General features: G+C 71.9%; 17 protein-coding genes. 12 read left to right on the forward strand and 5 right to left on the reverse strand.

Going from position 1 to position 23,914, the window contains the following annotated elements; all coding sequences use genetic code 11:
* The first annotated feature begins 63 nt into the window (after positions 1–63).
* The 10 genes from OOJ91_RS09425 (at position 64) to OOJ91_RS09470 (ending at position 14,387) form a co-directional block, all read left to right on the forward strand.
* Positions 64–1,398, forward strand: coding sequence for a glycosyltransferase family 4 protein (locus OOJ91_RS09425; RefSeq protein ID WP_266244252.1), 1,335 nt, complete (start codon positions 64–66; stop codon positions 1,396–1,398).
* An 83-nt stretch (positions 1,399–1,481) separates the two neighbouring features.
* On the forward strand, positions 1,482–3,356 hold the full coding sequence (locus tag OOJ91_RS09430; protein ID WP_266244253.1) for a serine/threonine-protein kinase: 1,875 nt from the start codon (positions 1,482–1,484) through the stop codon (positions 3,354–3,356).
* 98 nt (positions 3,357–3,454) lie between these two features.
* Positions 3,455–5,170 carry a serine/threonine-protein kinase gene (locus tag OOJ91_RS09435; protein ID WP_266244254.1) on the forward strand — a complete coding sequence of 572 codons (1,716 nt, stop codon included), beginning with the start codon at positions 3,455–3,457 and terminating at the stop codon, positions 5,168–5,170.
* A gap of 103 nt (positions 5,171–5,273) precedes the next feature.
* Complete coding sequence (locus tag OOJ91_RS09440) at positions 5,274–6,083, forward strand: metal-dependent hydrolase (protein ID WP_266244255.1); 810 nt, start codon at positions 5,274–5,276, stop codon at positions 6,081–6,083.
* 305 nt (positions 6,084–6,388) lie between these two features.
* Entirely contained in the window at positions 6,389–7,438 is a 1,050-nt protein-coding gene (locus OOJ91_RS09445) for a LacI family DNA-binding transcriptional regulator (protein ID WP_266245332.1), read from the forward strand.
* 85 nt (positions 7,439–7,523) lie between these two features.
* Positions 7,524–8,828 (forward strand): ABC transporter substrate-binding protein, encoded by a 1,305-nt coding sequence (locus OOJ91_RS09450; RefSeq protein WP_266244256.1) that lies wholly within the window; start codon positions 7,524–7,526, stop codon positions 8,826–8,828.
* Between the two features lie 67 nt (positions 8,829–8,895).
* Positions 8,896–9,867 carry a carbohydrate ABC transporter permease gene (locus tag OOJ91_RS09455; RefSeq protein ID WP_266244257.1) on the forward strand — a complete coding sequence of 324 codons (972 nt, stop codon included), beginning with the start codon at positions 8,896–8,898 and terminating at the stop codon, positions 9,865–9,867.
* Position 9,868: 1 nt separating this feature from the next.
* Positions 9,869–10,744, forward strand: a complete 876-nt coding sequence (locus OOJ91_RS09460) for a carbohydrate ABC transporter permease (RefSeq protein WP_266244258.1) — start codon at positions 9,869–9,871, stop codon at positions 10,742–10,744.
* Positions 10,741–12,981, forward strand: a complete 2,241-nt coding sequence (gene yicI / locus OOJ91_RS09465; RefSeq protein ID WP_266244259.1) for an alpha-xylosidase — start codon at positions 10,741–10,743, stop codon at positions 12,979–12,981. Before OOJ91_RS09460 ends, yicI begins: the two co-directional genes overlap by 4 nt.
* The gene (locus tag OOJ91_RS09470) at positions 12,978–14,387 is read left to right on the forward strand and encodes a GH1 family beta-glucosidase (protein WP_266244260.1); all 1,410 of its coding nucleotides are present in this window, start codon (positions 12,978–12,980) and stop codon (positions 14,385–14,387) included. The genes yicI and OOJ91_RS09470 overlap by 4 nt, the downstream gene beginning before the upstream one ends.
* A 92-nt stretch (positions 14,388–14,479) precedes the next feature.
* Here OOJ91_RS09470 and OOJ91_RS09475 read toward each other — a convergent pair whose 3' ends face one another.
* Together OOJ91_RS09475 and OOJ91_RS09480 are read right to left on the reverse strand one after the other, a co-directional pair.
* The gene (locus OOJ91_RS09475; protein WP_266245334.1) at positions 14,480–15,073 is read right to left on the reverse strand and encodes a nucleotidyltransferase family protein; all 594 of its coding nucleotides are present in this window, start codon (positions 15,071–15,073) and stop codon (positions 14,480–14,482) included.
* A gap of 223 nt (positions 15,074–15,296) precedes the next feature.
* Positions 15,297–17,003, reverse strand: a complete 1,707-nt coding sequence (locus tag OOJ91_RS09480) for a bifunctional 3'-5' exonuclease/DNA polymerase (protein WP_266245335.1) — start codon at positions 17,001–17,003, stop codon at positions 15,297–15,299.
* A 99-nt stretch (positions 17,004–17,102) separates the two neighbouring features.
* Here OOJ91_RS09480 and OOJ91_RS09485 point away from each other — a divergent pair, with 99 nt between their 5' ends.
* Both OOJ91_RS09485 and OOJ91_RS09490 read left to right on the forward strand, forming a co-directional pair.
* Positions 17,103–18,839, forward strand: coding sequence for an ABC transporter ATP-binding protein (locus OOJ91_RS09485; RefSeq protein WP_439117057.1), 1,737 nt, complete (start codon positions 17,103–17,105; stop codon positions 18,837–18,839).
* A gap of 50 nt (positions 18,840–18,889) precedes the next feature.
* Positions 18,890–20,587, forward strand: a complete 1,698-nt coding sequence (locus tag OOJ91_RS09490) for an ABC transporter ATP-binding protein (protein WP_266245336.1) — start codon at positions 18,890–18,892, stop codon at positions 20,585–20,587.
* Between the two features lie 4 nt (positions 20,588–20,591).
* Here OOJ91_RS09490 and OOJ91_RS09495 read toward each other — a convergent pair whose 3' ends face one another.
* The 3 genes from OOJ91_RS09495 to ngcE are packed head-to-tail and all read right to left on the reverse strand — an operon-like array spanning position 20,592 to position 23,887.
* Complete coding sequence (locus OOJ91_RS09495) at positions 20,592–21,521, reverse strand: carbohydrate ABC transporter permease (RefSeq protein WP_266244262.1); 930 nt, start codon at positions 21,519–21,521, stop codon at positions 20,592–20,594.
* The gene (locus OOJ91_RS09500) at positions 21,521–22,429 is read right to left on the reverse strand and encodes a carbohydrate ABC transporter permease (RefSeq protein WP_266244263.1); all 909 of its coding nucleotides are present in this window, start codon (positions 22,427–22,429) and stop codon (positions 21,521–21,523) included. The genes OOJ91_RS09495 and OOJ91_RS09500 overlap by 1 nt, the downstream gene beginning before the upstream one ends.
* Positions 22,430–22,447: 18 nt before the next feature.
* The gene (gene ngcE, locus OOJ91_RS09505; protein WP_266244264.1) at positions 22,448–23,887 is read right to left on the reverse strand and encodes an N-acetylglucosamine/diacetylchitobiose ABC transporter substrate-binding protein; all 1,440 of its coding nucleotides are present in this window, start codon (positions 23,885–23,887) and stop codon (positions 22,448–22,450) included.
* Between the last annotated feature and the right edge of the window lie 27 nt (positions 23,888–23,914).

The following is a 23,914-nucleotide window of genomic DNA, read 5'->3' on the forward strand; positions in this document are numbered from 1 at the left end:
CGACGGCGACATCGACTCCGGTGTCGGTCGGCGCGCGCCCGGGGACAACTCAAAGGGGGCCGCATGTCACCCGACGCCCACGTGATCGACATCCACCCCGCTCGTCACCTGCGGGTGCTGATGCTGTCCTGGGAATATCCGCCGGTGCTCGTCGGCGGCCTCGGCCGCCACGTGCACGCCCTCTCCGTCGCCCTCGCCGCCGCCGGCCACGACGTCACGGTCGTCACCCGCCACGCCGAGGGCGCACCCCTTGAGGAGTACGCCGACGGCGTGCGCATCCTGCGCGCACCCGAAGACCCCGTCGCCTTCCCCCTCGCCACCGGCTCCCTCCTCGCCTGGACGATGGCCTTCAACCACACCCTCACCCGCACCGCGCTGCGCGCCACCCAGGCCGGCAGCTACGACGTCATCCACGCCCACGACTGGCTCGTCGCCCACACCGCGACCACCCTCGCCGAACACCTCGACCTGCCGCTCGTCACGACCATCCACGCGACCGAGGCGGGCCGGCACCAGGGCTGGCTGCCCGAGGAGATGAACCGCACCATCCACGGCGTCGAGCACTGGCTCAGCGGCTCCTCCACCCGGGTGATCACCTGTTCGGGTTACATGCGCGAGCAGGTCAGCGCGCTTTTCGACGTACCGGCGGGGCTTGTCGACGTGGTCCCCAACGGGGTCGACGACCGGGCCTGGCGGGCCCGCCCGCGCGCGGTCGCCTCGGCCCGCGCACGGTTCGCCGCGGACGGCCCCCTCGTCGGGTACGCGGGACGCCTGGTCTACGAGAAGGGCGTGCAGCACCTCGTGCACGCGGTGCCCCGGCTGCGCGAGCGGCACCCCGGGCTGCGCGTGGTGATCGCCGGCGACGGCCCGTACCGCCCCGAGTTGGAGGCGCAGGCCCGCCGCCTGGCACTGGGCTCGACCGTCAGCTTCACAGGCTTCCTCGACGCCACCCAACTGCCGGCGGTGCTCGGCGCCACCGACGCGACAGTGGTTCCCAGCCTCTACGAGCCGTTCGGCATGGTGGCCCTGGAAGCGGCCGCGGCCGGGGCGCCCCTCGCCGTGGCCCGCACCGGCGGCCTCGCCGAGATCGTCGAACCCGGCGTGACAGGCGTGACGTTCCCGCACAGCGACCCGGCGGCCCTCGCGGGCGCGGTCGACCAGCTGCTCGACGACGAGGTCTTCGCCCGGCGGGTGGCCCGACGGGCCCGCACCATGGTCGGCGAGCGGTACGGCTGGGCCACCATCGCGGCCCGCACCGCCGCCACCTACGCCACCGCCCGTCGCGAGCACGGCCCGCTCCAGGCCCGCCGCGCCGCCGCCCGACTGGCCGGCGGACGTAACCGGATCGCCATCCCCGAGGGCAACCTGCTCGCCGCCGCCGACCACGCCGCCTGCTGAGCAAAGTCGGACGACCGATAGGTGACTTCCGATCCGCTGGTTAGGGTGTACCCCGGACAGCGGCTGAGGAGGAGCGTGCGCAGGTGCTGATCGCCGGTCGGTACCGGCTGCTCGACCTGGTGGGTCGCGGGGGCATGGGTCGGGTGTGGCGAGCCCGCGACGAGATGCTGCACCGCGAGGTCGCCGTCAAGGAAGTCGTACCGCCGACTTGGCTGGCCGACCACGAGCGGGCCGAGCTGCGCTCGCGCACGCTGCGGGAGGCGCGCGCCGCGGCCCGACTCAACCACCCCGCCGTGGTCCGGCTCTACGACGTCGTCCCGGTCGAGGGCAGCCCGTGGATCGTGATGGAGTACGTCCCGTCGCGCACCCTGCAGGACGTCATCGACACCGAGGGGCCGCTGGAGCCGGCCCGCGCGGCCCGGATCGGCCTGGCCCTGCTCGGCGCGCTGGAGGCCGCGCACACGGCCGGAGTGCTGCACCGTGACGTCAAACCCCAGAACGTGCTCGTCGCCCACGACGGCCGGGTGATGCTCGCCGACTTCGGGCTGGCCACCTTCGACGGCGGGGACGGCGCGATGACCCGCCCGGGGATGGTGCTGGGCTCTCCGCAGTACGTCGCTCCGGAGCGGGCCGCCGAGGGGGTGTCCACGGTGGCCGCCGACCTGTGGTCGCTCGGGGCCACCCTGCACGCCGCCGTGGAGGGCCGCTCCCCGTACGCCCGCAGCAACGCGATGGCCACGCTCAGCGCCCTGGCCGCGGGCCCACCGGATCCGGCCCCGCACGCCGGACCGCTCGCGCCGGTGCTCGCCGGGCTGCTGCGCCGCGACCCGAGCGACCGCCTCGACCACGACGGGGCCCGCCGGCTGCTCACCGCTGCCGCGACCGGACAGCCCAGCCGGCCGACGCTCCCGCCGGAAGCCGTACCCGACGCCCCGACCCGCTCCGCAGGCTCGACCGGCTCCGCAGGCGCGATCGGCTCCGCGGGCTCGGGGGCGTCCGCTGCCGGGGAACCGGCCGACCAGGACGCCACCGTCTCGCTGTCCGAACCCGGCCCGACCGCCGCCACCAACGGCAGCGGGGCCGTTCCACCTGGGAACACGTCGACGGGCGCCCGCCCGAGCGCCGAACCGGGCGTCCGGGCCTCGGCCGAGGCGACCGCCGCCACCCCTGCCGCGCCGGAGCGACCGGGCGGAAGACTGGGCGGGCGTCCCACCGCGCGGCGGGCGGCGCTTGCCGTGACCGCGCTGCTCGTGGCCGCCGCGGCCGGCGTGGGCACCGCGCTGGCGGTCGCCGGTGACGCCCCGACCGACACCGCCGGGCGGTCCACCGCGCCACCGACGGATCGTCCGAACGACGGCGGCGGCCCGTACGGCGGTGGCGGCCCCGGCGGCCCGTACGGGGGTGGCGGCCCCGGCCGGCCCGGCCCGCCGCCGAACGGGCGCGACGTGCCGCCGCCGCCCTTTCCCTGCGTCCGCCCGGACGTCGCCGGCCCGCCGGTCCCGACCGGATCACGCCTTCCGGGCGAGCGGTTCCGGCCGCCCCCGGGGTGGGTCTGGCACACCGACAGCGCCGGCTTCCGGATCTCGGTCCCGGCGAGATGGCACTACTCGCGCGAGGGCACGGTGGCCTGTTTCCAGGACCCGGCCACCGGCCGGGCGTTGAGCGTCACGCAGGGCGGCACCGCCGACCCGCTGACCCGACTGCGGTCGGTACGCGACGACGCGGCAGACGCCGGGGCGCTGCCGGGCTACGACGAGATCCGGTTCGCCGCGGACGGTGGCGGCGCGGAGTGGGAGTGCCGGTGGACGGCCCCGTACGGCGGCCCGCTGCTGCACGCCCGGCAACAGGTCCTCCCGGACCGGCGCTGGATGCTGGGCTGGATCACCGACGACAGGGACTGGACGGCCGCCGACGCAGACTGGACGGTAGTGCGAGACAGTTTCCGACCACCCCGCTGACCTGCGCCGTATGGCCCTGATCGGCCCTCCGTCCGGCGTGGATCGAGGCCGCTCAGCGGATGGGAAAAACAGCGTTGGTGGCTATCGTGTAACTCGGGGTGACCGAGGGGGAAGCGACAGTGCGGCAGTTGCTGATCGCGGGTCGGTACCGGCTGCTCGACCTGGTCGGCACCGGCGGGATGGGCCGGGTGTGGCTGGCCCGTGACGAGATGCTGCACCGGGACGTGGCGGTGAAGGAGGTCGTGCCGCCGGCCTGGCTGGCGGAGGCCGACCGCGCCGAGCTGAGACTGCGGACTCTGCGCGAGGCGCGCACGGCGGCGCGGCTCAACCACCCCAACGTCGTGCGGCTCTACGACGTGGTGCACGACCGGGAGAACCCGTGGATCGTGATGGAGTACGTGGCGTCCCGGTCGGTGCAGCAGATCATCGGCGATGAGGGCCCGCTGAGTCCACAACGCACCGCCCGGATCGGGCTGGCAGTGCTCGCGGCGTTGCGGGCGGCGCACACCGCAGGCGTGTTGCACCGCGACGTGAAGCCGCACAACGTGCTTGTCGCCGACGACGGGCGGGTGGTGCTCACCGACTTCGGGCTGGCCACCTTCGACGGCGGCGACGGGGCGATGACCGGCCCGGGCCTGGTTCTCGGCTCGCCGCAGTTCGTCGCGCCGGAGCGGGCCCGTGAAGGCGTGTCGGATCCTCGTACCGACCTGTGGTCGCTGGGCGCGACGCTCTACGCCACGGTCGAGGGGCAGTCCCCGTACGCCCGGTCGAGCGCGATGGCGACGTTGAGCGCGCTGGCCACCGAGCCGCCGGATCCGATGCGTCGGGCCGGCCCGTTGCATCCGGTGATCACCGGCCTGTTGCAGCGCGATCCCTGGCGGCGGTTGACCGCCGTGGAGGCCGAGCCGCTGCTGCGCGCCGCGGCCGCCGACCACGACCGGCCGGCCGGACCGGCCCCCTCCTCGGCGGTGGCGGCGGTCCGCAGCGCGGGTCGTTCCGCGGTACCCGTTCGGGGCGGCCAGGCCGGTCCGCCGGACGACGCGCCACCGCCGACCCGCCCGCCGGTGGCCCGCCCGCTGGCGATCCACCCACCGGACGACGCGCCGCCGCCGGCCCGCCCACCGGTGACCCGCCCGGCCGGCCGGCGCGGCCGGCTGATCGCGCTGGGTGCCGTGGCGACGGCCGCGGCCCTGCTCGTCGCCGGGGGTGTCACGGCGGTGCTGCTCAGTCGCCACGACGAGCGGACGCCGCCGTCCGGGTCCGGAGGAGGCGCGACCGCCACCCGACCGGCCGCGTTCGCCTGCGCGGCGGCTCCGCCGTCGACGGCCACCCCGGTGCCGTCGGTGTCGCCGCCCGCCGACGCGCGGTACGGGCTGCGCGACGGTTGGACCTGGCACGTCGACCCGAGCGGCTTCCGCATCGCGGCGCCGGTGGACTGGGCACGCTGGACCGAAGGGGCGGTGACCTGCTTCCGGGAGCCCAGCGGCGCCCGGGTGCTCAGCGTCGAGGCGGGGCCGCCGCAGGCCGATCCGGTGGCGCACTGGAAGGCCGAGGAGAAGCGGCTCGTCGGCGGTGACGCGCTGCCGGGATACCGCAAGCTGGACATCTCGCCGCTCGACGTCTTCGACGGCGGCGCCCTCTGGGAGTGCAGTTGGGAGAACGCCGCCGGTGAGCGGGTGCACAGCATCCGGCTGCTCGCCAACACCTCGGCCGGACGCGCCTACACCGTCTCGTGGTTGACAAAAGAGTTCGACTGGCAGGTCAACGCGGCATACTTCGTGATGATCCGGCAGAGCTTCACGCCCACCCACTGACGATGTCCGTTGTGGACGCTCGGACTGACGCCCCTGCGACACCGGCGCTGGCCACAGTGGCGTAGTTTTGGGCGCTCAAGATCCCTGGGGAGGGTGAGCCGAGATGATGGGACCGTCGCACGCGCTGTCCGGCGCGGCGGTATGGCTGGCCGGGTCCTGGGCGCTGGACCAGTTCGCCGACTACCACCAGTCGCCGCTGGCGCTGGCGGTGGGCACTGCGGTGTGCGCGGGTGGGGCGCTCTTCCCCGACCTCGACCTGTCCGGCAAGGTGACCCGCAACCAGGGTGGCGCCACCGTCGCCCGCACGTTCGGGGTCTTCTCGCTCTTCGTCGCCGAGGTGATGGAGAAGATCTCGCTCGGGGTCTACTACGCCACGAAGCTCAGCAAGGATCCACGCCGCAACAACGGGCACCGGACGCTCACCCACACGCTTCCGTTCACGCTGCTGGTCGGCTGGGGCACCACAGCGCTCTGCGCCGCGTACGGCAAGTGGGCGGTGATCACGATCCTGTTCTTCATGTTCGGCCTCGCCCTGCGCGGGCTCTTCGACGAGTGGGCCGAGCGGGCCGGCTGGGTGATCGTGACGCTCGCGTCGGCCGGGGCTGCCTGGTTCACCTTCGCCACCCTGCCGGGCGGGCGTGGCTATCCACTGATCGGCACGGCCGTCGGGGTGGGCTGCTTCGTGCACATCCTCGGCGACATGATCACCAGAGCCGGGGTGCCCATCCTCTGGCCGATCCCGATCCGTCGGCGCATGTGGACGATGATCGGCCTGCCCAACAGCATCGCGCTGCGTACCGGTAGCAAGACCGAGGTGGTCGTGCTGCGCGCCGTCCTGACCGTCGTGGCGGCGCTCGCCACCGCCGGCCTGATCGCCCCGTCGGTGTTGCAGCGGTTCAACATCGACATCTGACCGACCCCGCGCCGCAGTCACCTCCGGCGCAGGACGCACGGGTGCCGGAGTTCTGGGGCGCGCTCGGGCTGCCCGGCCTGGCGGACGCGCACGTGCGGGAGGCAGCGGATCTTGACAGGCAGGCGGCGCGGAAGGGCGTGGCACGCGGTGCGGGGCCCCGCGCACGCCTGACTTCTTCTCGACACCGACTGTTGACGTCGCCGCAACAGGTGGCCTAGCGTCTGTCGAACCGCTTCGTCGAAACGCTTCGACGATCATTCGGGAGCGATCCCACGCCGGGCCGGAGGAGGTGCGCGGTGGCCACCATGCACGACGTCGCCCGCCTCGCTGGGGTCTCCGCCAGCACCGTGTCGTACGTGCTCACCGGCGCTCGGCCGATCTCCCAGGCCACCCGGGACAAGGTCCTCGCCGCGATGGCCCAGCTCGACTACCAGCCCAACGCGATGGCCCGTGGTCTGGCCAGCCGGCGCAGCCGGATCCTGGGCCTGCTGATGCCGATGGACGAGCGCGGCCTGGGCGCTACCGAGACCGCGTTCGTCACCGGCGCCGCCGCGGCGGCCAGCGCCGTCGGCTACCACCTGGTGCTCTCGCCGGTCGGCGGCGGCAACCTCGACGACCTGCGGCGGCTGGCAAGCCAGCGGATGCTCGACGGCGTCGTGTTGATGGAGGTGCAGCTCGCCGACGAGCGGGTCAGCGTGCTCCAGGAGGCGGGCGTGCCGCTGGTGCTGATCGGGCGCACCGGCGACACCACAGGGCTCTCCTACGTCGACATCGACTTCGAACAGACCGTGCGGGAGGCAGTCGCGCACCTGGTCGGCCTGGGGCACCGTCGGATCGTCTACGTCAACCACTCGGCGGCCACGCTTGCCAGCGGCTACGGTCCCGCGTTGCGGACCCGGGACGCGTTCGTCTCCGCGATGAGCGGGCACGGCCTGGAGCCGGTCATGATCCCGGCCGAGGACAGCGCCGCCGGCGGACGGGCCGCCCTTGCTGCCGCGCTCGCGCGGACGCCGGAGCTGACCGCCGTGCTGGCGATGAACGAGACCGCGATCTTCGGCATCCTCGGCGAGCTGACCGGGCGGGGGCTGTCGGTGCCCGGCGACGTCTCGGTCGTCTCGATGGTCACCTCGCCACAGGTCGCCGAGCTGGCCACCCCGGCGCTGACCGCGATGACGTCGCCCGGGTCGACCCTGGGCCGGATCGCGATCGAGGCGCTTGTGCGTCACCTGGACGGGCGTGGCAACGAGCGCCACCAGCAACTGCTGCCGTGCGCGCTGGAGATCCGGGGATCGACCGCCGAGCCACGACGGCAGGCCCCGGCCAGCGCCGAACCGTCTCCGACGAGCGGAGGCTGACCAGCCAAAACGGCCCGCCGCCGCGCGGCAACGCGACGACGGACCCAGTGAAGTACCGGCTCGATACTCAACGAGGAGGATAGCAATGCAGCGATTCCGCCGGATCGTCGCGGCGCTCGCCCTGGCGGCGACCGCGACGACAACCGTGGCCGCGTGCGGCGGCGGCGAGAGCGAGGACGACAGCGGGGCCAAGACCCTCAAGCTCTGGCACTACGAGGGCGAGAACAGCGCGATGGGGGTCGGCTGGAACCGGGCGATCGAGATCTTCAAGGCCGAGCACCCCGGCGTCGAGGTGCGCTTCGAGCGCAAGGCGTTCGAGCAGATCCAGCAGAACGCCGGCATGATCATCAACTCGTCCGAGGGCCCGGACATCATGGAGTACAACAAGGGCAACGCGACGGCCGGCCTGCTGTCGTCGCAGGGTCTGCTCACCGATCTGAGCACCGAGGCCGACAAGCGTGGCTGGGCCGGCAAGCTCAGCCCCAGCCTGCAGACCACCGCCCGGTACAGCGACAAGGGCGTGATGGGATCGGGCAAGTGGTTCGGCGTGCCGAACTACGGCGAGTACGTCACGGTCTACTACAACAAGGACCTGTTCGAGCGAAATGGCGTCAAGGTGCCGACAAACATGGCCGAGATGACCGCCGCGATGGACACCTTCGTCGGCAAGGGCGTCACGCCGCTCGGCATGGCCGGCGCCGAGTACCCGGCCGGGCAGCTCTTCTACCAGTTGGCGCTCTCCAGGGCCGACCGGCAGTTCGTCGACAACTACCAGCTCTACAAGAACCCGGTCGACTTCACGGCGGACCCGCTGAAGTACGGCGCGGACACCTTCGCCGAGTGGGTCCGTAAGGGCTACGTGGCCAAGAACTCGGCGAGCCTCAAGGCCGAGGACATGGGCACCGCGTTCATCGCCGGCAAGACCCCGATGATCGTTTCGGGCAGCTGGTGGTACGGCCGGTTCAAGACCGAGATGAAGGCCAACTGGGACACCTTCCTCTTCCCCGGCAACACCCTGCACGCCGGCTCGTCGGGCAACATCTGGGTGGTCCCGGAGAACAGCAAGGCCAAGAGCCTGGCGTACGACTTCATCGACATCACCCTGCGTCCGGAGATCCAGGACCTGATCGGCAACAACGGTGGTGTCCCGGTCGCCGCTGACGCGTCGAAGATCAGCGACCCGAAGGACCGCAAGCTGATCGAGGACTTCAACACGGTAAGCAAGCAGGACGGCCTGGCCTTCTACCCGGACTGGCCGGTGCCCGGCTACTACGACGTGCTCGTCGGTGGCTTCCAGGGCCTGATCAACGGGTCGAAGTCCCCCGACCAGGTGCTCGACACGATCGCCAAGCCGTACGCCGACGGCGTCAAGGAGATCACCGGCAAGTGACACGGCGAGCGGCGGGCACGACAGGCACGACAGGCGTGCCCGCCCGCTCCACCGGGAAGGATCTTCCATGGCAGTCTCCGAGACCGTCGCCGCCACCTCCCCGACGGCAACGACACCCACCCCGCGCACGCCCCGCCGCGCACCGCGCGGCCGCAACGCGGCGTACTGGCTCTACCTGCTCCCCGGAGCGGTGCTGTTCGTCCTGGTCATCGGCGCTCCGCTCGTCGGCACCGTCTACCTGTCGCTGACGAAGTGGTCCGGGATCGGCGACCCCACCTTCGTGGGGTTCGACAACTACCAACGGCTGCTGCACGACGACGTGTTCTGGGCGTCGTTCCGCAACACCGTGGCGATGATCGTCGCGATGGTGGTGGTGCCCACAGTGCTCGGGCTGCTGCTCGCCTCGGTGCTGTTCGACGTCATCGGGCGTCGGTTCAAGCCGCGTACCGCCGCCGCGCTGCGGGCCGCGTTCTACCTGCCGCAGGTGCTGCCCGTGGTGGTGGCCGGCATCGTCTGGGGTTGGATCCTGCGCCCCGACGGCGCGTTCAACAGCCTGCTCGACGCGGTCGGCCTCGGCGCGCTGCGCCACGACTGGCTCGGCGACCCGGGTACGGCCCTGCCGGCAGTCATGGCGGTGATGATCTGGGTGCAGATCGGCTACCCGGTCGTCGTGTTCATGGCGGCGTTGCAGCGGGTCGACCCGGAGCTGTACGAGGCGGCCGAGGTCGACGGCGCGAACTGGTTGCACCGGTTCCGGGCGATCACCCTCCCGCAGATCCGGCCGGAGACCTTCGTGGTGGCCCTGACCTGCACCATCGCCGCGTTGAAGGTGTTCGGGCCGATCTTCGCGCTCACCCGGGGTGGCCCGGAGAACGCCACGAACGTGCCGTCGTACTTCGCGTACTACACGTTCTTCAAGAAGCTCCAGGTCGGCTACGGCTCCGCGATCTCCACAGTGCTGACGCTGATCATCGTCGTGGTGGCCGCGGTCTTCATCGGGATGCAGGCGCGCAGCGAGCGCCGGGACCGGGGGTTCTGACATGGCCGTCACGCTCACGCCAGTACCGGTGCACCGGCCGGTACGCGACAGGCACCACCGCGGCGTCAGCCGCTGGGTCGTGCTCGTCCTGGTCACCCTCGGCGCGCTCGTCATGCTGGTGCCGTTCGCGTTCATGCTGCTCAACGCGTTCAAGTCGCCCGGCGACTACTCGTCGGGCGGGCCGCTGAGCTGGCCGACGGAGTTCTACACCAAGGGTCTGCGGACGTACTGGACCGCTGTGAACTTCCCCCTCAAGCTGTGGAACTCCGCGCTCATCGCCGGCTCGGTGGCGGTGCTCGGCGTCGTCGTGTCCCTGCTCAACGCATACGCCCTGGGCATCGGCCGGGTCCGCGGCCGGCTGTGGATCGTCGGGTTGTTCCTGCTGGCCAACATGCTGCCGCAGGAGGCGCTGATCTACCCGCTCTACTACGTGGCCAAGGAGGTCGGGCTCTACAACACCCGACTCGCGGTGATCATCATCTTCACGGTGATCCAGAGCGCGTTCGGCACGTACCTGCTCGCCTCGGTGCTGGGCACGTTCCCGCGTTCGCTGCTGGAGGCTGCCGCGCTCGACGGCGCCGGCAAGTGGACGGTGCTGTGGCGGGTGGTCTTCCCCAACCTGCGGCCCACCCTCGCCGTGCTGCTCATCTTCTTCTTCATCTGGACCTGGAACGAGTTCCTCATCCCGCTTGTCATGCTCATCGACAACCAGACGCAGACCATCCCGGTCGCGCTGGCGTCGTTGCAGGGCGACCGGCTGATGGACGCCCCGACGACAAACGCCGGCGCGTTGATCAGCCTGGTGCCGGCCATCCTCTTCTTCCTCATCTTCCAGCGCACCCTGGCGCGCGGCATCACGGCAGGAGCCGAGAAGTGAAGTTCACCGACGGGTACTGGCAACTGCGCCCGGGGGTACGCGTGCTGCGCCCCGGCACAGTCGAATCGGTCGAGCCGGACGACCGCGGCTTCACCGTCTTCGCGCCTGCCGGTCAGATCACCGGGCGGGGCGACACCCTCAACCGGCCCGTCGTCACCGTCCGGTTCTTCTCCCCCGCCCCCGGCGTCGTCGGGGTGACAATCGGCCACCACAGCGGCGGACTGCCCCGCGAGCCGCACTTCGGGCTGAGCACCGACGAGGAGCACCCGGTCACCGTCGACATCACAGGCATCACCGCGTCGCTCACCACAGGCGAGCTGACCGCCCGGGTCGCGCTCATCGACGGCTGGCGGGTCGAGTTCCTGCACGGCGACCGGTTGCTCACCGCGTCCACCGCGCGCAGCGTCGGCATCGTCACCGACGGCGAGGGCCGCCGGCACGTGCACGAGCGGCTCGCCCTCGGCGTCGGCGAGACGGTGTACGGGCTTGGCGAGCGCTTCGGCCCGTTCGTGAAGAACGGCCAGACCGTCGACATCTGGAACGCCGACGGCGGCACCGCGAGCGAGCAGGCGTACAAAAATGTGCCGTTCTATCTGAGCAGCGCCGGCTACGGGGTCTTCGTGGACCACCCGGAGCACGTGTCGTTCGAGGTCGGCTCGGAGGTCGTGGCGCAGAACCAGTTCAGCGTCGAGGGTCAGTCCCTGACCTACCACGTCATCGACGGGCCCACCCCGAAGGACGTGCTGCGCCGGTACACGGCGCTGACCGGCCGGCCGGCCCGGGTGCCCGCCTGGTCGTACGGGCTGTGGCTGTCCACGTCGTTCACCACCTCGTACGACGAGAAGACGGTGACCGAGTTCGTCGACGGGATGGCCGAACGGAACCTGCCGCTGTCGGTGTTCCACTTCGACTGCTTCTGGATGCGCCAGTTCCACTGGGTCGACTTCGTCTGGGATCCGGCGACCTTCCCCGACCCGGAGGGGATGCTGCGCCGGCTGCACGAGCGCGACCTGAAGGTGTGCGTCTGGATCAACCCGTACATCGCGCAGCGCTCGTACCTCTTCGAGGAGGGCCGCGAGGCCGGCTACCTGGTCCGCAACCCGGACGGGTCGGTCTGGCAGTGGGACAAGTGGCAGGCCGGCATGGCGCTCGTCGACTTCACCAACCCGGACGCGGTCCGCTGGTTCACCGGCAAGCTCAAGGTCCTGCTGGACATGGGCGTCGACTGCTTCAAGACCGACTTCGGCGAGCGCATCCCGACCGACGTGGTGTGGCACGACGGGTCGGACCCGCAGCGGATGCACAACTACTACTCGTACCTCTACAACAAGGCCGTCTTCGAGCTGCTGGAGACCGAGCGCGGCGAGGGCGAGGCGGTGGTGTTCGCCCGCTCGGCCACCACAGGCGGGCAGCAGTTCCCGGTGCACTGGGGCGGCGACTGCGAGTCGACGTTCGTCGCGATGGCCGAGTCGCTGCGCGGCGGGCTGTCCCTGGCAGCCTCCGGCTTCGGCTACTGGAGCCACGACATCGGCGGCTTCGAGGGCACCCCCGACCCGGCAGTCTTCAAGCGGTGGATCGCGTTCGGCCTGCTCTCCTCGCACTCCCGGCTGCACGGCTCCGGCTCGTACCGGGTGCCGTGGGCGTACGACGAGGAGGCAGTCGACGTGCTGCGGCACTTCACCCGACTCAAGCTCAGCCTGATGCCGTACCTGGCCGCCGCCGCGCAGGAGGCGCACCGCGACGGCATCCCGATGATGCGTCCGATGATCGTGGAGTTCCCGGACGACCCGGCCGCGGCGCACCTGGACCGGCAGTACATGCTCGGCGCCGACGTGCTCGTCGCACCCGTGCTCAACGCCGACGGCCAGGTCACCTACTATGTGCCCGCCGGCACGTGGACGCACCTGGTGACCGGCGCGCAGCTCACCGGCCCGGCCTGGGTCACCGAGAAGCACGAGTTCGACAGCCTTCCGGTGCTCGTCCGGCCGGGCGCGGTCATTCCGTTCGGGGCGCGCTCCGACCGGCCCGACTACGAGTGGGCGGACGGCGTGCGCCTGTGCCTCTACGCCCCGGCGGAGGGGCAGCGGCAACGGGTACGGATTCCGTCGCCCGGCGAGGGGCCGGGCGCGGAGTTCGAGGTGAGCTTCCGCGACGGCGTGGCCAGCGCGGAGCTGGTGGCGGGTGAATCGTCGGCGTACCACTGCGTGGTCGCCGGGACGGAGGTAGCAGGACGATGACGGCACGCACCTTTCCGGAGAGCTTCCTCTGGGGTTCGGCCACTGCGGCGTACCAGATCGAGGGCGCGGCCGCCGAGGACGGCCGCGGGCCGTCCATCTGGGACACCTACAGCCACACCCCTGGGCGGACGCTCAACGGCGACACCGGCGACGTGGCCGCCGACCACTACCACCGCTGGCCGCAGGACCTCGACCACATCGCCGAGCTGGGCCTGGGCGCGTACCGCTTCTCGATCTCCTGGCCGCGCGTGCAGCCGGGCGGGTCCGGCCGGTTCAACCAGGCCGGCCTGGACTTCTACTCGCGGCTGGTCGACGGCCTGCTGGAGCGCGGCGTTCGCCCGGTCGCCACCATGTACCACTGGGACCTGCCGCAGGAGCTGGAGGACGCCGGTGGGTGGCCGGTGCGGGACACCGCGCTGCGCTTCGAGGAGTACGCGTCGGGGATCGTCGCCGCGCTCGGTGACCGGGTGCACACCTGGACGACGCTCAACGAGCCGTGGTGCTCGGCGTACCTGGGCTACGGCTCCGGGGTGCACGCGCCGGGGCGGACCGAGCCGGCGGCCGCGCTGGCTGCGGTGCACCACCTGAACCTGGCGCACGGCCTGGCCGGCCGGGTGGTCCGGGAGCTGGCCCCGACCGCCGAGCTGTCGGTGACGCTGAACCTGCACGTGATCCGCCCGGCGTCGGACTCGGCGGTGGACGTCGACGCGGCCCGCCGCATCGACGCGCTGGCGAACCGGGCGTTCCTCGGCCCGATGCTCAACGGGGCGTACCCGGCCGACCTGCTGGCCGACACCGCGGGGGTCACCGACTGGTCGTTCGTCCGCCAGGGCGACGAGAAGGTCGCCGCCGTGCCGCTGGACGTGCTGGGCGTCAACTACTACTCGAGCACTCTGGTTCGCGCCTGGGACGGGCACTCGGCCCGCTCGGACGCCGACGGGCACGGCGCGTCGACGCACTCGCCGTGGGTCGGCGCCGACGACGTCGACTTCCTGCCGCAACCCGGCCCGTACACGGCGATGGGTTGGAACATCGACCCGCCGGCCCTGACCGAGCTGCTGCTACGGCTGGGCCGGGAACACCCGGGGCAGCCGCTGATGATCACCGAGAACGGCGCGGCCTTCGACGACGCCGTGGCGGCCGACGGCCGGATCCACGACGACCTGCGGATCGACTACCTGCGCCGGCACATCTCCGCCGTGGCGGACGCCCGCGAGCAGGGCGTGGACGTGCGGGGTTACTTCGTCTGGTCGCTGCTCGACAACTTCGAGTGGGGCTACGGCTACGACCGCCGGTTCGGGATCATCCGCGTCGACTACGACACCCAGGAACGCACCTGGAAGGACAGCGCGCACTGGTATCGGCGGCTCGCCGCCACCGGAGAACTGGACCAGTCGGTGGACTGACGGCTCCGATCGGGCGATCGGTGGCAGTTCAGCAGCGCGCTGCGCGGCGTGTCGAATTGCTCAGCTGCCACCGATCATGAAAACCCCAGCGCTCAGACCCCTACGCGCTGGGGCGGGACCGTGAGCCCGTAGAGCGCCATCAGCTCCGGAGTGTCGACGCGACTGCCGTCGGCAACCGTGTCGCAGGCGATGTCGACGATCTGGTCCTTGTGCGCCAGCAGGTACGGCCGGGCGCCCACGTCGGCGCTGGCCAGGGTCGCGATGCCGGGCCAGTGCCGGCGGCCGAACAGCATCGGGTAACCGCGCAGCCCGTCGTAGGTGGCGCAGACCAGCACATCCGGGTACGGCAGAGCGGCCACCCGGCGGACCGCCGCGGCGGTCAGGCCCGGCATGTCGACGGGCACCACCACCACCGCCTCGATCCCCGCGTCGTCCATGGCGGCCAGACCGGCGCGGATGGACGAGCCGACCCCGGTGCCCCACGCCTTGTTGATCACAACGGTCGCCTTGCCCAGGTCGGCGGTCTCCCGGACCTGCTCCGCGGCGGCCCCCAGCACGACCACGATCTGCTCGCAGTCCGCCTCGGTCATCGTGTCGATCATCTGGTTCACCAGGGGCTTCTCACCCTGGTGCAGCAGCGCCTCGGGCCCGCCGATGCGGCGTCCCCCGCCTGCGGCGATGATCATTCCTGCGATCCGGTTCAGCTGCGCCCCCTCAAGCACGGGACCGACCGTGACGGCCGGCCCCCTCCTACGGACACTGCAACGAGGAGGGCCGCGCACGAGTGGCGGGGCAAAAAGGAGAAATAGCGCAACCGTTACACGCCCGGCACCTCCCGGCGCAGTCTGAGGGGAATGCGCACCGTGCACAGTCGAGCGGCGGCAGCTCCGGCCCGCCCCGGCTCGCCGGTCAGGCGTCGGCGTAGCACTCGACGATGGACAGGTCCAGGGGAAAACGCACAGGCGTGTCACCGAACAGCAGGGCGGTGGCCCGCTCACCCGCCCGGCGCACCGCCGCCGCGACGGTCTCGGCCTGCTCGGCCGGACAGTGCGCCACCACCTCGTCGTGCTGGAAGAAGACCAGCTCGGCGTCGGTGCCGGCCAGCTCGGTGCGCAGGGTGGCCAGCAGAGTCGAGGCCCACTCCGCAGCGGTGGCCTGGATGACGAAGTTGCGGGTGAAGCGCCCCCGGGACCGGGCTGCCCGCGCCCGGGGGCTCTGCCGATCGGCCGCGGCGTCCGGATCGGCAGGCCCCTCGTCGGGGTCACCGAGCCCGACCGCGCCGGGCGGGCAGGTGCGCCCCAGCCACGAGCGCACCAACCCGCCCGCCTCGCCGGTGCGCGCCGCCGCCTCGACGTAGCCGAACGCCGTCGGGTAGCTGCGTTTCAGCACCGCCAGGGCCGGCACCGCCGCACCGCCGGTCTGCCCGTACATGGCACCGAGCAGGGCCACCTTGGCCCGGGGGCGGTCACCACCGAACGAGTCCCGGGCGAGCGCGGCGTACAGGTCGCCGGCCCCGCCCGCCGCCGCCAGCCGCGCGTCCCCGGAGACCGCCGCCAGGACGCGGGGCTCCAACTGGCCGGCGTCGGCGACCACCAGCCGCCAGCCCGGGTCGGCCACCACCGCCCGGCGGATCACCTTGGGGATCTGCAACGCGCCACCGCCCCGGGTCGCCCAGCGGCCGGAGACCACCCCGCCCGGCACGTACTCCGACTGGAACCGCCCGTCACGCACCCACTGCTCGCGCCAGGACCAGCCGTGCGCCGTCCAGATCCGGTACAGCTCCTTGTATTCCAGCAGCAGGGGCACCGCAGGGTGGTCCACCCCGCGCAACACCCAGGCCCGGGTGTTGGGCAGCTCCACCCCGGCCCGGGCGAACGCCTTCAACAGCTCGGCCGGGGAGTCGGCGTGCAGGTGGCGGACGCCGAACGCGTCGGCTATCCGGGCCGCCAACTCGGCCACCCGGCGCGGTGGCCCGCCGACCGGGGACGGCTCCCCCAGCAGCTCGGCGAGGATCGCGTCGTGCACCTCGGCCCGCCAGGGCAACCCGGCGACGCCCATCTCCACCGCGATCAGAGCACCGGCCGACTCGGCGGCCACCAGCAGCCGGAACCGGCCCGGGTGCGCGGTGGTGGCGACCCGGGCGAGCTGGTCGGCGTACACCTGGGTCAGTGCTTCGATGCCCGGGCCCGGCGGGCCGGGCAGCGTGTCGAAGAGGGCGCCCTGGCCGTGCCCGGGTGGCGCGGCGGCGCGCGGCGGCGGGTCGGCCGGCACCGGCCCGCCGGTCAGGCGGCCCCAGGCGGCGGCCAGCGAGCGGGGCTCGCCCCAGCGGCCGGCGTGCCCGAGGAGCAGCGCCTCGGTCAGCTCCACGTCGTGGCAACGCTCGACGCGCACCCCGGCCCGCAGCAGGCTCGGGTAGATCGCGCCCGCGGTGGCCCAGACCCACCGCGGATGCTCGGCCGCCTCCCGTGCGGCCATCGCTGCCGCGAGGTCGCTGACGGTCTCGGCCGGGCCGACGGGTCGGCCGGCGGCGTCGAGCGGACGCAGCTCTCCCCCACCCCGCTCGCCCGCCACCACCGCCACCAGCACGAATGTGATTCTGCCTTCCCCCTCCGACAGGAAAACGGGTCGGTGGGTCGGCCCGGCGCTCGGTAGCGTGACCAGGTGCCTCCCCAGATCCCGCACGCCGACCCCGGCACCCCCGACACCCGCGGTCCGATGCGGTACCTGTGGTGGCTGGTCCGGTGTCAGCCCTGGCGGGTGCTGCGCGGCAGCCTGTTCAGCATGGCCTGGATGACGGGACTCTCGGCCCAGCCCTACCTGATCGCCCACGCCGTCGACGACGGCCTGCACGCCCGCGACACCCGCGCCCTGGCCCTGTGGGTCGCGGCGGTCGTCGTGGCGGGGGTGGCTCTGTCGTACCTGGGCATCATGCGACACCGGACGATGACCTTCATCCGCGAGGACGCCAAGGCCCGCTCGGCGGAGGTGCTGCTGCGCCAGCTGTCCCGGGTCGGCGCGGCGCTGCCGCGCGGTTCCGCCGCCGGTGAGGTGGCCACCGTGGGCGGTTCCGACATCGACTGGACGGCGCAGGTGCTCACCCTGACCGGGCCGGGGGTCGGCGCGATCGTCGCCTGCGGGGTCATCGCCGTGGTGCTCTGGTCGATCTCGCCGCTGCTCGCGCTCTGCGTGCTGGCGGGGGTGCCTGCGGTCGCGCTTGTCGTCGGGCCGCTGCTGCGCCGACTGGAACGGGCGGAGTCGATCTACCGGAGGCAGCAGGGCGCGCTCACCGCCCGGTCCGGCGACATCGTGGCCGGGCTGCGCGTGCTCGCCGGGGTGGGCGGGCGGGACCTCTTCGCCCGACGGTACGCGGCCCGATCCCAGGACCTGCGCGCCGAGGGTTACCGCGTCGGCGCGGTCGTCAGCTGGATCGACGCGGCGACAGTCGCCATTCCCGGGCTGTTCCTGGCGGTGGTGGTCTGGTTGACGGCCCGGATGGCGGTCAGCGGCGCCGTCAGCGTCGGTGAACTCGTCGCCGTCTACGGCTACGTCGCGAGCCTGATCGTGCCGGTCTGGTTCCTCATGGAGGGCAGCCACCAGCTCATCCGGGGTCGGGTCGCCGCCCGGCGCATCGCCGACCTGCTCCGGCTCACCCCGGACGATGTCGGCGGGCCGGGTCGCCGATGGCCGGGCGCCGTCGTCCCCGACGCGCGGCACCCGGACGCGGTGGCCGCGCCGAGCGGTCCCGCCGACCTGCACGACCCGGTGACCGGGCTGACCGTCCGCGCCGGCCAGCTCACCGCGGTGGCCGCCGACGACCCGGCGGCGGCCGTGGCACTTGCCGACCGGCTGGGCCGGTACGTCGTCAGCGACACCACCTGGGGCGGCGTACCGCTGACCGGGGTCGCCCTGGACGAGGTCCGCGCCCGGATCCTGGTCGCCGACCACGACTCGTACCTCTTCGCCGGAGCGCTGCGCGACGTCCTGCGCCCCGGAGTCGACGACGAACGTCTCCGCGCCGCCCTGCGGACCGCGTCGGCCGACGACATCGTCGACGCCCTCCCGGCCGGGCTGGACACCCCGCTGGACGCCCGGGCCCGGACCCTCTCCGGCGGTCAACGCCAACGGGTACGCCTGGCCCGGGCGCTGCTCGCCGAACCGGAGGTGCTGATCCTCCTGGACCCGACCTCGGCCGTGGACGCGCACACCGAGGCGCGGATCGCCGAGCGGCTGCGGACCGCCCGTGCCGGGCGGACCACAGTGGTGCTCGCCACGTCGCCGCTGCTGCTCGGCCGCGCCGACGCCGTCGCGCTCCTGAGCGGGGGCCGGATCACCGCCACCGGCACCCACGAGGGCCTGCTCGAATACGTCCCGGGCTACCGGCACCTGGTGGCCCGCGGCGGCGACGATCCGGTGGCCGAGCGGCCCGCCGACGCCGAGGAGGCGTACCGGTGACCCGGCTGCCTGTCGCGGACCGCCGCGCCGTACGCCGCGCCCTGCGCGTCATGATCAGCCGGCATCGCCGGGCGGTCGGCGTCGTGTTGGCGCTGCACAGCGCCGCCGCGCTCGCCGGACTGGCCCCACCCTGGCTGCTGGGCACCATCGTCGACCGGGTCACCGCAGGTACCGACGTGGCAACAGTGGACCGGCTGGCACTCGCGATCGCCGGCTGCGTCCTGGTCAGCGCGCTGCTCTCCCGCTACGCCCAGTACGCCGGTCACCGCTTCGCCGAACGGGCCGTCGCCGAGCTGCGCGAGCAGTTCGTCAGCCGCACGCTCGGGCTGCCCGTCTCGGTCGTCGAGCGCGCCGGCTCCGGCGACCTGGCGACCCGCAGCTCGGTCGACGTGGCTACCGTCGGGACCACGGTGCGGGACGTGGTGCCCGTCATCGTCATCGCCTCGGTGCAGTTGACGTTGCTGTTCGGGGCGGTGTTCCTGCTGCATCCGCTGCTCGGGCTCGCGGCGCTGGCCGGGCTTCCGTCGATCGTGGCGGTGACCCGGTGGTACCTGCGTCGGGCCAGCTCCGCGTACCTCACCGAGGGCGCCGCGGCGGCCGAGTTGACCGAGACCCTGACCACCACCGCCGAGGGCGCCCGAACTGTCGAGGCGCTGCGGCTGGCCGACGACCGGATCCGGCACGGCACCGCCCGCGTCACAAGCGTGTGGCAGGCCCGGCGGGCGACCCTCGCGCTGCGTACGGTGTTCTTCTCGGCCGTGGAGGCCAGCTACCCGCTGCCCATCGCCATGGTCCTGCTCGTCGGCGGCTACCTGCTCACCGCCGACCGGGTCTCGCTCGGCGCGGTGGTCGCCGCCGCGCTCTACCTCCAGCAGGCAGTCGACCCGATGGACCGGCTGTTGCAGTGGACGGAGCAGGCGCAGCGCGGGTTCGCGTCGTACGCCCGGGTGCTCGGCGTCGGCCTGGTTCCCCCGGAGCCGCCCGGCGCCACGGCCACCTCGCGGGGCGAGCGGCTCGTCGTCCGCGAGGCGCGGTTCTCGTACGCCGACGGGCACGACGTGCTGCACGGCATCGACCTGGAGGTGCAGCCCGGTGAACGGCTGGCGGTCGTCGGCCCGTCGGGCGCCGGCAAGTCGACCCTGGCCCGGCTGCTGGCCGGCATCGACGCGCCTCGGCAGGGCGTCGTCAGCATCGGCGGCTGCCCGGTCACCGACCTGGACCCGGCCGAACGTCGGCGGCGGATCGCCCTGGTCACCCAGGAGCACCACGTGTTCATCGGCTCGGTGCGCGACAACCTCGCGTTCGCCGCGCCGGACGCCTCGGACGAGCAGATGCGCGCCGCGCTGGCCACGGTGGGCGCCGACTGGTACGAGGAGCTGGCCGACGGTCTGGCCACGGCGCTCGGCGACGGCGCCCGGCAGCTCGGCGCGGCCGAGGCCCAGCAACTGGCGTTGGCTCGGCTGGTGCTCGCCGACCCGCACACGCTGATCCTGGACGAGGCGACCGCGGCGCTCGACCCGAGCACCGCCCGACGGACCGAGCGGGCCCTGGCCGCCGTGCTCGTCGGGCGGACAGTCATCGCCATCGCGCACCGGCTCAACACCGCGCACGACGCCGACCGGGTGGCCGTCCTGGCCGACGGCCGGATCACCGAGATCGGCAGCCACGACGACCTCGTCGCGGCCGGCGGGGCGTACGCGGCGCTCTGGCGCTCGTGGCACGCCCACGCGGACGAGCGCCAGAGGTGAGCCCCTACTTGACGGCGCCGGAGGTGAGGCCGGCCTGGATCTGACGTTGGAAGACCGCGTACACGATGATCATCGGGAGGATGGCGATGGTCAGCGCGGCGAACAGCCCGGACCAGTCCGCCTCGTAGCCGGCGTTCACCGAGATGTCGGCGATGCCCTGGGTGAGCACCCACTTGTCCTTGGCGTTGGAGAGCAGCACCAGCGGGAGCTGGTACTGGGCCCACTGCCCGATGATGTTGAAGATCGCCACGCTGATCAGGCCCGGCTTCGCCATCGGCATCATGACCTGGAAGAACAGCCGGGTGTGCCCGCAGCCGTCGATCAACCCGGCCTCGGCCACCGAGCTGGGCAGCGTCTTGAAGAACGCGGCCAGGAAGAAGATCGTGAACGGCAGCGAGTACGCGATGTAGACCAGGATCACGCCCTGGTAGGTGTCAAGCATGCCCAACTGCTTCACCACGAAGAAGAGCGGCACCAGGGCCAGGAAGACCGGGAACGCCAACCCCGAGACGAAGAGGTAGTAGATCGCCCGGTTGCCCCAGAACCGGTAGCGGGCCAGCACGTACGCCGCCATCGAGCCGAGCAGCATGGTACCGAAGGTGCTGCACGCGACCACGAAGACGCTGTTGAGGAAGTACCTGCCGACGTGCGCCTTGGTCCACGCCCGGCCGAAGTTCTCCCACCGCAGCTCCGCCGGGAGAGTCCACGGGCTGCTGAAGATCTCGCTGGTGTTCTTGAACGCGGCGAGGAAGGTCCAGAGGATCGGCACGATCACGATCACCGCCCACACGGCGAGCGCGACGTGCCCCAGGCCGGCGAAGAGCCGTACCTCGGAACGGGGGTCCTTGCCGCGCCGGCCGCCGGGCGCGGACTCCTCGCCGGTCTTCGGCGGTAGGGCCGCCGGCGTCGGCGGCAGCGTCGACTGCGGGTTCATCAGTACTCCACGCTTTCCCGCTTGGTGAGCCGCAGCGTCAGCGCCGCGAACGTGAGGGTGAGGAAGAACAGCGCCACGCCCATCGCCGAGGCGTAACCGTACTTCGAGTAGACGAACGCGTTGCGGTAGATCTCCATGGCCAGCACTGTGGTGGCGCCGTCCGGGCCGCCACCGTCCACCGAGAGCACCGCCACGATGGCGAACGCGTCGAACGCCGCGATGCCCAGATACACCCACGCGACCTGGAGCGTGTCCCAGAGCAGCGGCAGGGTGACCCGGAAGAACAGCGTCACCCTGCTCGCCCCGTCCATCTCCGCGGCCTCGTAGATCTCGCCCGGGATGGAGGCCATCCCGGCCGAGAAGAGCACCACGTAGAAGCCGACGGCCTGCCAGACCAGCACCGCGAGGATCGACCAGAGGGCCAGGTTCGGCTCGACCAGGAAGAGGATCGGATCCAGGCCGAGCTTCATCAGCACGCCGTTGATCAGACCCGACTCGTTCGGCCGGTAGACCATCTGGAACAGCACCGCGATGATCGCCACCGCCAGGACCTGGGGGAAGAAGAACACCACCCGGTAGAACTTCGCCCCCCAGACCCCCTGGCGTTGACCGCCACTGCTCTTGCCACCCACGTTGAGCAGGAAGGCGAAGAACAACGCGATGGCGATGGTGATCAGCGGCAGGGCAAGCAGCAGTACGCCGTGGTGCTGGACCGCCTTCCAGAAGGCGCCGTCGTCGAGCAGCCTCCGGTAGTTGTCGAAGCCCACCCACTGCGGGGCGGAGAGCCCTCGCCAGTTGGTCATCGAGATCTGGAACGCCTGCGCGTACGGCCAGATCACGAATGTCACGTACAGCGCGACCGGGGCGAACAGGAACCCGACCACGAATGGATACTTGCCGTGCCGCATGACCCTAGCTCCGATCGATCAGCGCTTGAACTTGGCGACCGAGCTGTCCTTCTTGATCGCGTCGGCGCGCTTCTGGATCCGCTCCACGAAGGCGTCCGCGTTGATCCGGCCGAACATCAGCTCGTTGGTGGCGCTGCGCGCCTCCGTGTCGAGCTCCTTGTACCAGCCGTCGAAGTACAGGTTGAACACGTCCTGCCCGGCCGCCTTGAGCGCGGCCTGCGAGCTGGCCACACCGGGCGGGAAGGCGAAGCCCTCCGAGCCGGCGGTGACCACGGTAGGGGCCTTGACCACCTCGGTGAAGCCCTTCGCGCCCGCCTTGGAGAGCATCTGGCGCATGTACTCCAGGCCGCCCTTGGGGTTCTTGCTCTTCGCCGAGACGAAGTAGCCCTCGCCCGCGGTGGCCCGCAGCGCCGTGACCGGGAGCTTGTCCGACGCGGTGAGGCTCGGCACCGGCATGAGCTGGTAGTCGAAGCCGGCCGGGGTGTCCTGCTTCTGCTCGCCCTCCAGCCAGTCACCGCTGGGGTACAGGGCCACCTTGTACTGGTTCTGCCGCAGCTGCACGTCGGTGTGCTTGAGCCCCTCGAAGCTCTTGTCGCTGAACTTCGCGCCGACCTCGGCCCACGCCGTGGCCGCCTGCTTGACCGCGTCCTGCTTCCAGGCGCCGTCCTCCAGGTTGTCGATGTTCTTCAGTACGTCCACGCCACCGATCTTGGCGGCCTGGGTGAGGATCACGTTCCACTGGTAGTAGGCCGCGTTCGCCCCGGCGTAGCCGTACGGGGTGATGCCCTTGGCCTTGATGGAGGTGAGCAGGGCGATGAACTCGTCCCAGGTCTTCGCCGGCGCCCAGTTGTTGTCCTTGAACAGCTTGGCCGAGTACCAGATGCCGAAGACAGTGGAGACGTAGTACAGCACGTACGGCTTGCCGTTGAACGAGCCCGCCTCGACGGTGCCCGGCACCACGGTGTCGCGGACCTTCTTGGCCGGGTCGTCGACCGACGGGGCGTCCCACAGCTCGGTGAGGTCCTGGAGCTGACCGTCGGCGACCAGCGCGCCGAAGTCCATCAGCTTCTCGCCCGAGTTGTTCACGAACTCCGGCGGGTTGCCGGACGCGAACCGCGGCTGCAGGACGGTGGAGACGGCCTGCGTGGACTGGTGCTTGATCTCCGCCTTGGGGAACGCCGTCTTGTACAGCGGCTCGTGCACGTCGGTGGCGTACTTCTCGCCGTAGCCGCCGTTGAAGATGATCACCTCGATGGGCGCGTCCTCCTTGACGCCCAGCGGGTTCTTCGCGCTCTTGGTGCCTTCGGCGGCCTTCTCGTTCTCCTTGTCACCGCCGCTGCTCGTGGCGCAGGCGCTGAGCAGGCCGATGGCCGGGGTGGCGAGCATGCCCACGGCGGCGGCGCGACGCAGCACCGTGCGCCGGTCGAGTGCGGCCGGGTGCTCGGGGGTAATCGACATCGTCGTCTCTCCTTGTGGAATTTCGGG

Source organism: Micromonospora lupini, assembly GCF_026342015.1.
GTDB classification, from domain to species: domain Bacteria; phylum Actinomycetota; class Actinomycetes; order Mycobacteriales; family Micromonosporaceae; genus Micromonospora; species Micromonospora lupini_B.